Here is a 13,514-nt window from a genome sequence, read left to right on the forward strand (position 1 = left end):
AGTTGACCAGTTTGTTCCATGCGAGGCAACAGGCCTCCTGTTGCAGCGCAGCATTTCGCCGTGACAGGCGACGCGCGCCCGGCGACAATGTGCTAGCATGCCATGGAATTGATACATCCCGCAGCACAATGGGACGATCGGATTTGCCGCGTCGCATCCATCAGATTATCTCTGGCGTCACATTCCTCTCGGCGAAGGTCATTCATGGTGAAGAAGTACGTTCTCGCGCTTACGCTCGTCGGGGCCCTGTCGGCCTGCCAGTCCACCGAGGAGAAGGCGGAAAACTACTACCAGTCGGCCGTGAAGCTGATCGATGGCGGCGATGTCGATCGCGGCCTTGTCGAGCTGCGCAACGTGTTCCGTTACGATGGCCAGCACCATGATGCCCGCGCGCTCTATGCGCGCACGGTGCGGGCGAGAGGGGATCTGAAGGAGGCCTACGGTCAGTATCTGCGCCTGGCCGAGCAATATCCCGATGATCCCGCGGCCGCCCTCGCGCTGACGGAAATCTCGCTGGCCACCGGTCGCGGCGAGGAAGGGCTGCGCTATGCCGGGGTGCTGCGTCGAATTCACCCGGATCTGGCCGCAGCCCCGGCCGAGGTGCAGGCAGCGGTGCGCGCCGTCGATTTCGCGGCGGCGGCGCAGAAAAAGGACAGTGCCGGCATGGCCGAGGCGGCCGCCGCTGCGGTGACCCTGCTGCGAGGCGCCCCGGATCTGGCCCTGGCGCGCCAGGTCGTGATCGCCGAGAACCTCTCGCAGCAGCGCTGGGAGGCTGCACGGGACGAGATCGCGGCGGGACTTGCGGCGATGCCGTCTGATGCCGCGGCCTTGGGCGCCGAGGACCGGCTGATGCTGCGCCGTCTCTACGAGATGCGGCTTGGCGTGCTGCAGCAGCTGGGGGACAAGGTCGGTTTCGAGACCGGCCTGAAGGAGATGATCGCATATTTCCCCGATGAGACCGCCCTGCAGGCGACGCTGCTGCGCTGGTATGTCAGCGAGGGCCGTCTCGATGATGCGGAAGCCTGGCTGCGCGCGCGCATCGCGGCGGCGGGGGCCGATCCCGAGCCGCGCATTACGCTGGTCCAGTTCCTGGCGGAACTGCGGGGCGGCAAGGCGGCGCTGGCCGAACTCGACACCGTTCTGGCGCAGGATCCCCTGCCGGCCGACGTTGTCGCCAATGCCGCGACCTTCCGTGGCCAGCGCGCCAATCTGCGCTATCTGCAAGGAGACCGCGCGGCGGCGGTCACCGAGATGCGTGACGTCATCAAGGCGGCCGAGGGGGACGGCACCACGGCGGCCCAGATCGATCGTCTGCGGATCGGCCTGGCGAAGATGGAGGTCGGGCTGGGCAATCAGGTCGGCGCGCGCCAGCTGGTCGAGACCGTCCTGTCCCATGATGCCACCAACATCGACGCCATGAAGCTCAAGGGCAACTGGCTGATCGACGACGACAAGACCGGCGATGCGCTGGTGGTGCTGCGCGCCGCACTGGGCCAGGCGCCGCGCGATCCCGAGTTGATGACGCTGATGGCCCGCGCCTACGAGCGCGAGGGCAATCGCGACCTGATGGCAGAGATGCTGGCGCGTGCGGTCGAGCTGTCCTCGAGCGCACCCGAGACCTCGTTGCGCTACGCCAACTTCCTGCTTTCGGACAAGAAGCTCCGCTCGGCCGAGGACGTGCTGATCGACGCGCTGCGGCTTGCGCCCGCGGATGTGCAGCTGCTTGCCGCGCTGGGACGCACCCATGTGGCGATGAAGGACTGGGCCCGGGCCGAGCAGGACGTCAGCCGCCTTCGTGAGCTTGCTCCCGAGCAGATGCGCGAGATGGCGGACCAGTTGCAGGCCCAGATCTTCGCCGGACAGAACCGGACCGAAGATCTTAGCCAGTTCCTGACGGAACGCGGAGCCGCACAGGGTGAAGGCAGCCTCGCCGCGGAAGCCGCCGTGATCCAGGCCAACATCGTGGCCGGCAAGCTAGATGCCGCCCTCTCGCGGTCCGAGGCGCTGATGGCGAAGCTTCCCGACGATCCGGGGGCGAAATACGTGCGCGCGACGGTCCTGTCGCTGGCGCGCCGGGACCAAGAGGCCGCCGGCCTGCTTGAGGATGTCGTGGCGGCGCAGCCCCGGCTTCTTTCGGCCTGGCAGGCGCTGGTGGCGGTGCAGACCCGGCGCGGCGATCTCGACGCGGCGGGCGCGGTGCTCGATCGTGCCGAGGCGACGCTCGGGGAGGATCCGACCGTGAAGATGCTGCGCGCCTCCTGGCTCGAGGCGCGCGGCGATCTCGAGGGTGCCATCGCGATCTACCAGGCGCTCTACGATCAGCGCAGCGACAACATCGTGGTGGCCAACAACCTGGCGAGCCTGCTGACGACGGCGCGCAATGACGATGAAAGCCTGAGCCGGGCCTATACGATCGCCCGCCGCCTGCGGGGGCTTGCCATGCCGGCCTTCCAGGACACCTACGGCTGGATCGCGTTCCGTCGCGGCGACATGCAGGAGGCGCTGGCCGCGCTGGAACCCGCTGCGGCGGGCCTGCGCAACGATCCCCAGGTGCAGTTCCACCTTGGCCAGGTCTATGCCGCCCTCGGCCGGGCGGACGAGGCCCGCGGCCAGTACGACCGGGCAGCGCAACTGATTCCCGCCGGTTCGAACCCGGCGATGGAGACGCGCCTGTCGGAAGCCCGCGCCGCGCTCGAGGCCGCGCCGGCGGCGGGCGCCCCGGCCGCGGCCGGAACGAAGGTCGGCCAATAGGGGGGAATGCCGCGCAATGGCCCCCGGCCGGTGCGGCATCCCTGCATCTTTCCTGAAGAAACCGGCCGTTCGCGGCCGATCCAGGCGGCTGGCCCTTGGCGACCTCGCGGTCGCTGGCTAAGTTGCACGCAACCAATACCGGGCAGTGGATAAGAGAATGCGACATTTCATCATTGGCCTGACCGCCCTTGTGCTATCCATCGCGGGGCTCGCGAAGGCCGTTGAGGCGCAGACCTATGGCATCCAACCGGGCGATACGCTGCGCATCGAGGTGCTCGAGGATCCGTCGCTGAACCGCAACGCGCTTGTGCTGCCTGACGGCACCGTCAACTTCCCGCTGGTCGGCACGGTGCGGGTCGCCGGGCGCAGCGTGGCGGCGGTGCGCGGCAGCATCACCTCGGCGCTGGAGACGAACTTCGCGGCCCCCCCGAACGTCTTCGTCACGGTCGCCAACCTCGCGCAGGCCGGCCAAGGCGGCGCCGCCGCGATCGAGACGATGGGCATCTACGCGATGGGCGAAGTCGCGCGCCCCGGTCTGGTGCAGGCAGCGCCCGGCATCACCCTGCTTCAGGCGCTGGCCCAGGTCGGCGGTTTCACCAAGTTCGCCGCCACCAAGCGGGTGCAGCTGCGCCGCGTCGAGAACGGGGCCGAGCGGGTCTTTGTCTTCGACTATGCGCGCGGGCGCGGGATCTCGGGCGCCACGGCCCTGAAGGCGGGCGACGTGATCGTCGTTCCCGAGCGCGGCCTCTTCGAGTGATGGCCGCCATGGGAGGTCGTGACAAACGGTCGCCGATGCGGTGGGCCGCGGTTCTGGCTACCCCGGTCCTGGCAGGGTTGATCGTGCTGCCGCTTCGCGGCCAGGCCCAGGATGCGACGACCGCCGGCGGCAGCGCGCTGCGCTTCACCGTCGGCACCGAGCTTCGGGTCGACGACAATCTCGGGCTCGACGTCGACAGCGCCGGAACCTCGACGATCTGGGACACTGATCTGGGCTTCGGTTACAGCATCGAGACGGCGCTCTCGAAGCTGACCTTCTCGGGCTCCGGGGTCATCCGCCAGGCCGATCTGCCCGGCGACGCCAGCGACAACGGGTTCCAGGACCCGCGGCTGGCCTTCGGCTATGACCGCGCGGGGGCGACCAGCCGGTTTTCGGTGGATGCGAGCTGGCGGCAGACCGATCTGCGCTATCTCGATCCGCTGGCCGATCCGATCGTGATCGAGGACGAGGCGACCGGCGAGCAGGGCCTGCGCCAGATCACCGGCACCCGCGAGCGGCTGACCTTCGGCACGCAGATCGAGTTCGGCGTCGGCACGCCGATGGGGATGACGCTCGGTGCCAGCCGTCGCGAGACCAGCTATCAGGACACGAACCGCACGAGCTATTACGACAACCATACCGATGCGGCCTTCGCGCGGCTGCGGATGGATCTGACCCCGGTAACCTCCGCCACGGTCGATGCGCAGGCAAGCCGCTACGAGGCCGAGAACCTGTCGCGCACGGTGAGGGACTCGACGGCATTGAGCTTCGGTCTGGGCACTGCCCTCGACAAGGCGACGACACTGTCGGGGCGGATCGGTTACCGCATGATCGACAGCACCCGGACCCTGGACGGCGAACGGGAGACCACGACCACCGATGGCGTCACCCTGGGGGCCGGGGTGCGGCGCGAGCTGCGCGCCGGCTCGGTCGGCGCGGATTACAGCCGGTCGGTGGCGACCTCGGGCACGCGCGACACGCTGCGCTTCGACCGGCAGTTCGAGCTTTACAACGGCAGGTTTGGGATCAGCCTCGGCACGACCAAGGGCGAGAACGGCGATCCCGGTCTCGTGGCCAATGTCGACTGGACGCATGAGCTGAAGCGCGGCGCGATCGACCTTGCTCTCGACCGCTCGTCGCGGACCGACGACAACAACCAAGACGTGTTGGTCACCCAGGGCTCGCTCAACTGGCGCCACGACCTGAACGAGGCGAACTCTGTCTCGCTCGGGGCGAGCCTCGCCTCGATCCAGCGTGACGACAACAGCGGCGACGGCAGGGACATCACCCGGGCCAGCCTGCGCATGGCCTGGAACCGCGAGATCGTGCGCGATGTCGACATGTCGCTGGGCTATGTCCACCGGTTCCTCGACGATTCCGACGCTTCGGACACGGCGGATTCGAACTCGGTCTACCTGAGCCTGGGCAAGACCTTCGATCTGCGCCCCTGAGACTGTCTTTGTCCCCGCGCCCTGTCCGGGGCGGGGGGGGCAGGACGGTCGCCCTTCGGCGCGCCGATCGTGAGCGCTGTGGCGACAATGCCGGCAGCCTGACCGTTTCGTGATCCCGTCGCGCGAACTTTCGGGCCAGTGTCGCGTTGCGGCTCGCCCGCGGCGCAGGGCTCGGGTAGCGTCGCGCCCGTGCCGATGCCTGCGGTGAAAAGTGAAAAGGACAGTGCCATGGCCTCCGACAAGACCCTGACCCTGGATGGCTGGCCTCTGGGCCTTCGGGCCGGGTTCTTCTGGTTCCTGGCGCTGATGGCGGTCTCTCTGCCGATCTTCTGGATCGGCCTCGCCTCTCTCGCCCGGGCCTGGTCGACGCCGGAATACAGCCATGGACCGCTGATACCGCTGATCTCGCTGTATCTCTTCATCCGCGAGTTGCGGCAGATGCCGCCCGCGAACCCGCATCCGTCCGACCGCGGCGCGGGCATCGCGGTGACGGTGTTCGCGCTGGCGCTGGCGGTGCTGGGCAACCTGACGCGGATCCCCGACATCGTCACCTACGCGCTGATCCTGTGGTTCGCGGGCGTGGTGCTGACGATCTTCGGTCTCGCCCGCGGCCGCCACCACATGCTGCCGGTCTTCCACCTGATCTTCATGCTGCCGCTGCCGCAGTTCCTGTACTGGAAGCTGACCATCGCCCTGCAGGGCGTCAGCTCCGAGCTCGGGGTCTGGTTCGTGCAGATGGCGGGCGTGCCGGTGTTCCTCGACGGCAACATCATCGACCTCGGTGTCTACAAGCTGCAGGTGGCCGAGGCCTGTTCGGGGCTGCGCTACCTGTTCCCGATCCTGAGCTTCTCCTATCTCTTTGCGATCCTCTACCGCGGGCCGTTCTGGCACAAGGTCGTGCTCTTCGTGATGGCGGCGCCGCTGACGGTGTTCATGAACTCGTTCCGGATCGGGGTGATCGGGGTGCTGGTCAACAGCTACGGCATCGGCCAGGCCGAAGGCTTCCTGCACTTCTTCGAAGGCTGGGTGATCTTCCTCGGATGCATCGGCATCCTGTTCGTGACCGCGCTCGCGCTGCAGCGGCTGGGCCGGGACCGCAAGACCCTGTCCGAGGTGATCGACCTCGATTTCCAGGGCTTCGGAGCGATCTGCGCGCGGATCTTCGCGCTGCCGGCCTCGCGCGGGCTTGCGGCGATCGCGCTGCTGACGCTCGTGGTCTCGGGCGCCTGGGCGATCGGCCCCGGCCGCGAGGCCGAACCGGTCCAGCGCGAGTCCTTCGCGCTCTTCCCGATGCGGTTCGGCGACTGGCAGGGCTACACCAGCAGCTTCGACCCCGAGATCGAGCGGGTGCTGGCCGCGGACGACTACCTGAACGCCAATTACAGCGCCCCGGGCGGGCGCAGCGTCAACATGCTGGTCTCGTTCTACAACCGCCAGACCGAGGGGCAGGGCATCCATTCGCCCGAGGTCTGCCTGCCCTCTGGCGGCTGGGAGATCTTCAGCTTGGCCAAGCAGCGGGTCGATCTGCCGCAGACCCCCTACGGCAGCTTCGAGGTGAACCGCGCGGTGATCCAGAAGGGGTTGTCTCGTCAGCTGGTGTATTACTGGTTCGAACAGCGCGGCCAGCGGATGACGAACGACTTCAGCGCCAAGCTCGCGGTCGTGAAGGACAGTCTGACCAAGGGGCGCACCGACGGGGCGCTGGTGCGCTTCATCACCCCGATCGGGGATGGCGAGACCGAGGCTGCGGCCGAGGCCCGGCTGGTGGGGATGATGGCCGACGCCTTGAAGCCGCTGCCGAATTTCGTGCCGTTCTGAGACGAGAGGGCCGAGGATGCCGTCCGGACAGCGCCGGCAGCGCCTGACCCGCCGTGTCATGCCGTGGGGCGCGAGCCGTCTGCGGTGGATGATCCTTGTCGGGCTGGTTATGGCATCTGTCATACCGGAACTTCTGCTCGAGGGGGCGGATCTCGGCCTCTGGGGCAGCCCGGAATGGCGACGCGTCGCCTACGAGAACATGGCGTTCTGGCCGGGCCTTCTGGGCAACTGGCGCGAGAACTGGACCGGGCAGCGATGGGCCATGTTTCTCAGCTACGGCTTCCTGCATGCGGGCCTGATGCATCTTGTGACGAACATGATCACTCTGGTGTCGCTGGGCGGACCGCTGGTGGACCGGCTTGGTGCCCTGCGGTTCAGTCTGGCCTATGCCATGTCGATTTTCGGGGGGGCATTGGGGTTCGCGCTGCTCTCTCATGGGCTTGACCCGATGGTCGGTGCCTCGGGGGCGCTGTTTGGATTGGCAGGAGGCGTGATCGAGTGCGCTCAGGCCGATCTGCGGGAAGACGGTGTCTCGCGCGCGGAGCGATTGCGGGCCCTGACGGGTCCCGTGGGGATCCTCGTTGCCCTGAACCTGGTGATGTATTGGGCCATGCACGGGCAATTGGCCTGGCAGACACATCTTGGAGGATTTCTGGCAGGTGCGCTGGCCACGCGGCTTCTCGCGGCGCGGTGACCCGGGAACCGTGGGAATCACGCCGCGGGTGTTTCAGGACCGCTCAAGCTTGCGATTTTCGTGTCAACCATAACCATTGTCGGCAAGATCTCGCCTAAGCTTGATGTCGACAAAGGGTGCGAGTGATCGGCATTGGGCTGGATATGTGTTCAATTGCCGTGCTGACGACGCCCAACAGGCCACAGGAGCGGAATTCGGAGGCGGGGTGCATGCTGCAATTGCGAAATGCGGCGTGAATGCGGCTTTTCCAGTTTGCCGGCGCAGCAATCTGACCTATCCTCAAGACAGCGTGCTCCCCAAGGAATTCATCACGATGAAAACTGTTGTTTCTACTCTTGCCCTCACGCTGGGCCTGGGCATCGCCTCGGCAGCCTCTGCCGTGACGGTTTCCCCCAGCGTGACCACTTGGATCCCTGGCGCCGGTGTCGGTGCCGATCCCTCCCGCTATTCCGCGGCGAACGTGAACGACGGCGATGCCGATTTCCTGGCCCTCGGCCTGGGCGGTGCCGCCTTCTTCAACGTCGCGGGCGGCTTCACCGGCCCGATCACCATCACCGAGATCACCTACAATCTCGTCGACAAGTGGCTGGGCGCCTATACCGAGACCGCCAAGGTCTATGCCGGCACTTCCTACGATGCCGATCTGAGCAGCTACACGCTGCTGGGCTCGATCTCGAACACCGAGGCGGTCACGGGCGCGACGCTCTTCACGTCGGGCGTCTTCACCTGGCTCGCAATCCTCGACACCACCCCCGGTTCGAGTCCGAGCACCGATGGCTTCGACATCGCCAGCGTCACTGTGGCCCCGGTTCCGCTGCCGGCTGCTGCGCCGCTGCTGGTCGCCGCCCTCGGCGGTCTGGGCATCGCCGCCCGCCGCAAGGCCAAGAAAGCTGCCTGATCCGTCCGGATCGGTGCGCAGGATCGGAAAGGCGCCGGGAGACCGGCGCCTTTTTCGTGTGTGGCGGGTCGTCTGTGGCGGGGAAGGGGGCGCTCAGCCGCCGGCGCCGGCGCCGATCGCCACGTTCAGTTCGACGAAGGCCCGGCCCTGGTCGCGCAGGCTCGAGACCAGCGCGGTCTCGGCCGAGGACAGGTCCTCCATCGCATCCAGCCGGTCGCTGATCGTCGCCGTGCTCAGCCGCAGCATCTCGTCGGTCAGGCCCAGCGTCTCGCGGTAGAGCCGCGCGCTGCGCTCCTGCGCGGACACCGCATCGCGGGCCGCGGCATAGAGCGACAGCTGGTCCTCGACCTCGCCCACCGCCGAAATCACCGTCGCCTTCCAGGCCAGATGCGCCTCGCGCGCGCTCGAGGCGGCGGCGGCGGCGCGGGCCTTCGGCTGGGTGCTGAACAGCTCGGGGATCTCGAGGCTGGGCCCGAGCAGCACCGAGGCGCCCGAGGCCGCCCCGCCGACGCGGGTCAACGTGCCGCCCAGCGACAGCTGCGGCCAGCGCGCGGCCTCGGCCTCGTCGACATCGGCCAGCGCGGCATAGTATTCGCGCTCGGCGATGCGGATGTCGGGGCGGTTGCGCAGCAGGTCCGCCGGCACGCCGAGCGTCGCGGGCAGCGGCGGGCGCGGCTGCCTGCTGCCGGTCTTCAGCCCGTCGAGGTCCAGCGTGCCCGGCGCCACCCCGGCCAGCACCGCCAGCTGGATCTGCAGGCTGTTGACCTGGGCACGCAGCACCGGCAGCTGTGCCTCAGTCGAGGCGATGCGGGCGCGGGTGCGCAGCAGGTCGCGCCGGGTGCTCTCGCCCGCGTCCTGCAGCTGCTGCGCCACCCCCAGCGCCTCGCGCCGCAGCGCGAGATCGGCGCTGCGCCGTGCCAGCAGCGCCTGAGTGTAGCGCAGGTCGACATAGGCCAGCGAGACCTGGCGCAGGATCGACAGCCGCGCCGCCGAAACCTCGGCCGCCGCCGCCTCGATCCGCGCGTCGGCCGCCTTCAGCCGCGCCTTGCGCCCACCCCAGGGGTCCAGCAGCCAGGTCAGTTCGAGCTGGCCCTCCTGCCCCCAGTCGAGCCGGCCGCTGCGCTCGGTCCCCGATCCGAGATCCTCGAGCGTGAGGTCGGCAGTGAGCCCGCCGAGGTTGCCGCCCCCCGAGGTCGAGGCGCGCACCGCCCGGGCCCGCACCAGCCGCTCGCGCGCGACGGCGAGGTCGATGTTGCCCGACAGCGCCTGCGCCACCACCCGGTCGAGCGCCGGATCGCCGAGTCGGTCCCACCAGCGGTCGTTCTGCAACAGCACCGGCGCCCCGGCGCGGGCGCCGTCGTATTTCGAGGCGAAGGGGAAGAAAGGCGCGCGATAGACCCGGTCGGGCGCGCAGGCGCTCAGCACCGCCGCCGACAGGACAACCGCCGACACCCCGGCGGACAACCGGGGAGATGTCGTGAAACGGCGAAGGCCCGCGCGGCGCGGGCCGGTCACTCGTGACTGCATCGGGTCTGCTCTCCGAAGCCTCAGGCGCGGCCCGTTTTCGGGCTCTGATGGGCCGAGACTAGCAGATCGCGCCCGGGACCCGAGGCTTTTGCGCCCCGGTCCCGGGATTCCCGCAGGCTGCGGCAGCGCGGCCACAGCCCGTGGTGCGCGCAGCCCGGCGTGGCGGGTGCTCAGCGCTCGCGGAAGGCGCGGTCGAGATGGTCGGAGACCGGCTTCAGCAGCCAGCTCAGCGCGGTGCGCTCGCCGGTTTCGAGGAAGGCCTCGACCGGCATGCCGGGCATCGGCGGCTCGGGCAGCTTGGCCAGCTCTTCGGCCGGGACCTCGAGGCGAACGCGGTAGTAGCTGGTGCCGGTGCGCTCGTCGGTGACGGTGGCCGGCGAGACCTGGGCGACATGGCCGAAGACCTCGGGCAGGGTCTTGTCGTCATAGACCGGCATCTTCACCCGCGCGGTCTGGCCGGGATGGACCTGGTCGACCGAGCGCGGGTCGAGCTTGAGGTCGAACTCGACCCCGTCCCCCAGCGGCACGATCTGCGCGACCGTCTCGCCGGGGGTGACGACGCCGCCGACGGTGGCCACCGCCATCTCGTGGATCACGCCCGAGACCGGGGCGCGCAACTCGACCCGGTCGAGCTGCGCGCGGTAGGTGACGATCTGCTGGACCAGCTCCTCGATATCGCCGGTGGTCTTGCGCAGGTCGGTGGCGACCTGTTCGCGGAACTCGCCCTCGGTGCGGGCCCGCTCGAGCTGGGCGTCGCGGATCGAATTGGCGATGCCGTCGCGCTCGGTCCGGGCTTGCGCGATCTGGCCCAGCATGTCGGCGCGGCTGCGCTGGGTGTCGAGCAGGCGGGTCTTCGCGGCCAGACCCTGCTTGACCAGCGTCTCGACGCTGACCAGATCCTCTTCGATGAAGCGCAGCTGGTCCTGCTTGGTGGCGATCAGCCGGTCGAGCCCGTCGCGCTGGCCTTCGAACTGGGCGATGCGTTCGGCCAGCTGCGCGTCCTGCCCGGCGCGGGTGGTGGCGCGGGCGTCGCGGATCAGCTCTTGGCCCTCGACGGCGCGATCAAGGTCGCTGGCGGGGGCAATGCCCTCGGCGCCGAGATAGCCCGCGGCGCGATGCCCGGCCATCGCCCCGAGGGTCAGCGCAGGTCCCGGACGGCCCGAGGTCAGTCCTTCCTGCTCGGCTTCGAGCCGGGCCTGCAGGGCCAGCGCCTCGGCCAGGCGGGTACGGGCGATGCCGAGATTGGTCTGCAGCAGCGTCGGATCGAGCTCGACCAGCACTTGCCCGGCCTCGACCCGGTCGCCGTTGTGAGCGTGGATCGCGGCGACGATGCCGCCATCGAGATGCTGCAGCTTGCGGTTCTGGCCCAGCACCACGGCCTCGCCCGAGGCGATGACAGCACCGCTGAGCGGAGTGACGGCAGCCCAGCCGGCCAGCGCCAGGATCAGGGCCGGCGCGGCCAGCGCGGCAAGGCGCAGCGAGGGCCCGAGTTCGGTGCGCAGGACCGGATCGGCGGAGAGGGCGGGCGTGAGGGTATCGGCGGTCATGCGGAGATCCCCTGCGAACGGGTGGCGGCGGTGTCCTGGCTCTGCATGGCGCGCAGCAGCGCCGAGACGCGGTCAGAGGTCTGGGCGGTCGGGGTCTGGCCGGCCGACGGGACGGATGCGGTGCCCGATGCGGGACCGGTCGTCACGGGTCCGGTCACAACGGGGCGGGCCGGTACGGCCGAGGGGCCGGCGACGGGGCGCAGCGGGGTGGCGGCAGCGGTGCCCACCCCAGTGCCCACCGGGCCCGCGGCGCGTCCACCGGGACCGGTTCCCGGCTGCGGTGCGGCGGCGGGGGCCAGCACGGTCTCGCGCGGGCCGAACTGCGCGACGCGGCCGCCCTGCAGGACAAGGACCTTGTTCACCGCGGCGATGGCGCTGGGGCGGTGGGCCATGACGATCACCGTCGAGCCCTTCTCGCGCATCGCCAGGATCGCCCGGCGCAGCGCCTCGTCGCCTTCCTGGTCGAGGTTCGAGTTCGGCTCGTCCAGCACGATGATCCGCGGGGTGCCGAAGATCGCGCGGGCCAGGCCCAGGCGCTGGATCTGGCCGCCCGACAGCGGGCAGTCGGCACCGGCGCGGGTCTCGTAGCCCTGCGGCAGGGTCAGGATCAGGTCATGCACGCCGGCGATCTTCGCGGCGGCGATCACGTGCTCGTCTTCGGCCCAGGGGTCGAAGCGGGCGATGTTGTCGCGGATCGTGCCGGGCAGCAGCTCGACCGTCTGCGGCAGATAGCCCAGATGGCGGCCCAGCGTCTCGGGGTCCCACTGGTCGGGGGTGGCGCCGTCGAGGCGGATCTCGCCGGTCTCGGGCGTCCAGGCGCCGATCAGCACCCGCGCCAGCGTCGACTTTCCCGAGGCCGAGGGGCCGATCACGCCGAGGCCGTCGCCGGGCTCGAGCTCGAAGCTGACGCGGTCGAGGATCCGGGCGCGCGAGGACAACGGGCCCTGGCCGGGGGCGAGCTTGGTCACGCCGTCGACGCGGATCATCCCGGTGGGGGCGGGCAGATCGGTGCGGGTGTGGCTGGGCTGGCCGGCGAAGGTGGCGGCAAGGCGGGCATGGGCGCCGCGGGCGCGGCCGATGGCACGCCACTGGGCGATGATCTGGTCGACCGGGGCCAGCGCCTTGCCCGAGATCGTCGAGGAGGCGATGATCATCCCCGCCGACAGTTCCTGACGCAGCACCAGCCAGGCGGCCAGCGTCAGCATCGCCGACTGCAGGAACATCCGGAAGGTCTTCGAGAAGGCCGAGACGCCTTCCGAGCGCTCGCCCGAGGACTGGGCGGTGGCCAGGCGGCGGTCGTGGATCTCGCGCCACTGGCGGGCGACGCGGCCGCCCATGCCGAAGGCGGCGATCAGCTCGGCGTTCTGGCGGCCGCGGTCGGCGAAGCCGCGCTCCTGCCCCTCAAGGCCGGCGGCGGCGGCCAGGCCCGGCTCGGCCAGGCGGCGGTTCAGCAGGGCGGCGATCCCGACGACGACGGCGCCGCCCAGGGTCAGCAGCCCGAGATAGGGATGCAGCACGAACATCAGGCCCAGGTAGAAGGGCACCCAGGGCAGGTCGCAGAGCGCGAGGATCGCGGGACTGGCGAGGAAGCCGCGCATCGTCTCGACGTCGCGCAGCGCCTGGCCGGGGTTGGCGCCCTCGCCGGTCAGGGCGGGCTGGCGCAGCCAGATGCGGAAGGCGCCCTCGCCCAGATCGGCATCGATCCGGTGGCCGGCGCGGCCGAGGATCCGGGTGCGCAGGAAGTCGAAGGCGCCGAGGAAGCCAAAGAGCACCACGACGATCACGAACAGCCCCTGCAGCGTCGCGGTCGAGCCCGAGCCCAGCACCCGGTCGTAGACCTGCAGCATGTAGAGCGGCGCGATGAGCATCAGCAGGTTCGCCAGCGCGCTGAGGCAAGCGACGGCGATCAGCGCCGGGCGCAGGCGTCGCAGGCTGGCCTGATACGAGGGGAGGGCTGTCTCGGACATTCCGGGAGGTCCTTTCCGGGCCGGAACCCCCGGGACGGCGCCCCCACGGCGGCCCTTCGAGAATTCCGTGCACTTGCACACAACCTTGCCGGCGGATTCTGACC

General features: G+C 69.6%; 9 protein-coding genes. 6 read left to right on the forward strand and 3 right to left on the reverse strand.

From position 1 onward, the window contains the following. The first annotated feature begins 204 nt into the window (after positions 1 to 204). From V8J36_RS18700 to V8J36_RS18725, 6 genes are all read left to right on the forward strand, one after another. Positions 205 to 2,751, forward strand: coding sequence for a tetratricopeptide repeat protein (locus V8J36_RS18700; RefSeq protein WP_336468839.1), 2,547 nt, complete (start codon positions 205 to 207; stop codon positions 2,749 to 2,751). Positions 2,752 to 2,908: 157 nt separating this feature from the next. Beyond that, on the forward strand, positions 2,909 to 3,508 hold the full coding sequence (locus V8J36_RS18705) for a polysaccharide biosynthesis/export family protein (protein ID WP_336468840.1): 600 nt from the start codon (positions 2,909 to 2,911) through the stop codon (positions 3,506 to 3,508). Positions 3,509 to 3,591: 83 nt separating this feature from the next. Continuing rightward, positions 3,592 to 4,959, forward strand: a complete 1,368-nt coding sequence (locus V8J36_RS18710) for a hypothetical protein (protein ID WP_336468841.1) — start codon at positions 3,592 to 3,594, stop codon at positions 4,957 to 4,959. A 228-nt stretch (positions 4,960 to 5,187) separates the two neighbouring features. After that, positions 5,188 to 6,777 carry a VPLPA-CTERM-specific exosortase XrtD gene (gene xrtD, locus V8J36_RS18715; RefSeq protein WP_336468842.1) on the forward strand — a complete coding sequence of 530 codons (1,590 nt, stop codon included), beginning with the start codon at positions 5,188 to 5,190 and terminating at the stop codon, positions 6,775 to 6,777. A 16-nt stretch (positions 6,778 to 6,793) separates the two neighbouring features. Further along, the gene (locus V8J36_RS18720) at positions 6,794 to 7,471 is read left to right on the forward strand and encodes a rhomboid family intramembrane serine protease (RefSeq protein WP_336468843.1); all 678 of its coding nucleotides are present in this window, start codon (positions 6,794 to 6,796) and stop codon (positions 7,469 to 7,471) included. A 313-nt stretch (positions 7,472 to 7,784) separates the two neighbouring features. Further along, positions 7,785 to 8,369, forward strand: coding sequence for a VPLPA-CTERM sorting domain-containing protein (locus tag V8J36_RS18725; protein ID WP_336468844.1), 585 nt, complete (start codon positions 7,785 to 7,787; stop codon positions 8,367 to 8,369). A gap of 93 nt (positions 8,370 to 8,462) precedes the next feature. Here the strand turns inward: V8J36_RS18725 and V8J36_RS18730 are convergent, their stop codons facing one another. The 3 genes from V8J36_RS18730 to V8J36_RS18740 form a co-directional block, all read right to left on the reverse strand. Next, positions 8,463 to 9,821: an efflux transporter outer membrane subunit gene (locus V8J36_RS18730; protein WP_336468845.1), complete on the reverse strand. Its 1,359-nt coding sequence runs from the start codon at positions 9,819 to 9,821 to the stop codon at positions 8,463 to 8,465. A gap of 245 nt (positions 9,822 to 10,066) precedes the next feature. Next, positions 10,067 to 11,443 carry an HlyD family type I secretion periplasmic adaptor subunit gene (locus V8J36_RS18735; RefSeq protein WP_336468846.1) on the reverse strand — a complete coding sequence of 459 codons (1,377 nt, stop codon included), beginning with the start codon at positions 11,441 to 11,443 and terminating at the stop codon, positions 10,067 to 10,069. After that, the gene (locus tag V8J36_RS18740) at positions 11,440 to 13,410 is read right to left on the reverse strand and encodes a type I secretion system permease/ATPase (RefSeq protein WP_336468847.1); all 1,971 of its coding nucleotides are present in this window, start codon (positions 13,408 to 13,410) and stop codon (positions 11,440 to 11,442) included. Before V8J36_RS18740 ends, V8J36_RS18735 begins: the two co-directional genes overlap by 4 nt. Between the last annotated feature and the right edge of the window lie 104 nt (positions 13,411 to 13,514).

The organism is Frigidibacter sp. MR17.14 (assembly GCF_037095735.1).
Taxonomy (GTDB): Bacteria; Pseudomonadota; Alphaproteobacteria; order Rhodobacterales; family Rhodobacteraceae; genus Frigidibacter.

Coding starts and splice junctions, on each gene's coding strand:
- V8J36_RS18700 (WP_336468839.1), top strand. CDS start 205: ATGGTGAAGAAGTACGTTCTCGCGCTTACGCTCGTCGGGGCCCTGTCG.
- V8J36_RS18705 (WP_336468840.1), top strand. CDS start 2,909: ATGCGACATTTCATCATTGGCCTGACCGCCCTTGTGCTATCCATCGCG.
- xrtD (WP_336468842.1), top strand. CDS start 5,188: ATGGCCTCCGACAAGACCCTGACCCTGGATGGCTGGCCTCTGGGCCTT.
- V8J36_RS18720 (WP_336468843.1), top strand. CDS start 6,794: ATGCCGTCCGGACAGCGCCGGCAGCGCCTGACCCGCCGTGTCATGCCG.
- V8J36_RS18725 (WP_336468844.1), top strand. CDS start 7,785: ATGAAAACTGTTGTTTCTACTCTTGCCCTCACGCTGGGCCTGGGCATC.
- V8J36_RS18735 (WP_336468846.1), bottom strand. CDS start 11,443: ATGACCGCCGATACCCTCACGCCCGCCCTCTCCGCCGATCCGGTCCTG.
- V8J36_RS18740 (WP_336468847.1), bottom strand. CDS start 13,410: ATGTCCGAGACAGCCCTCCCCTCGTATCAGGCCAGCCTGCGACGCCTG.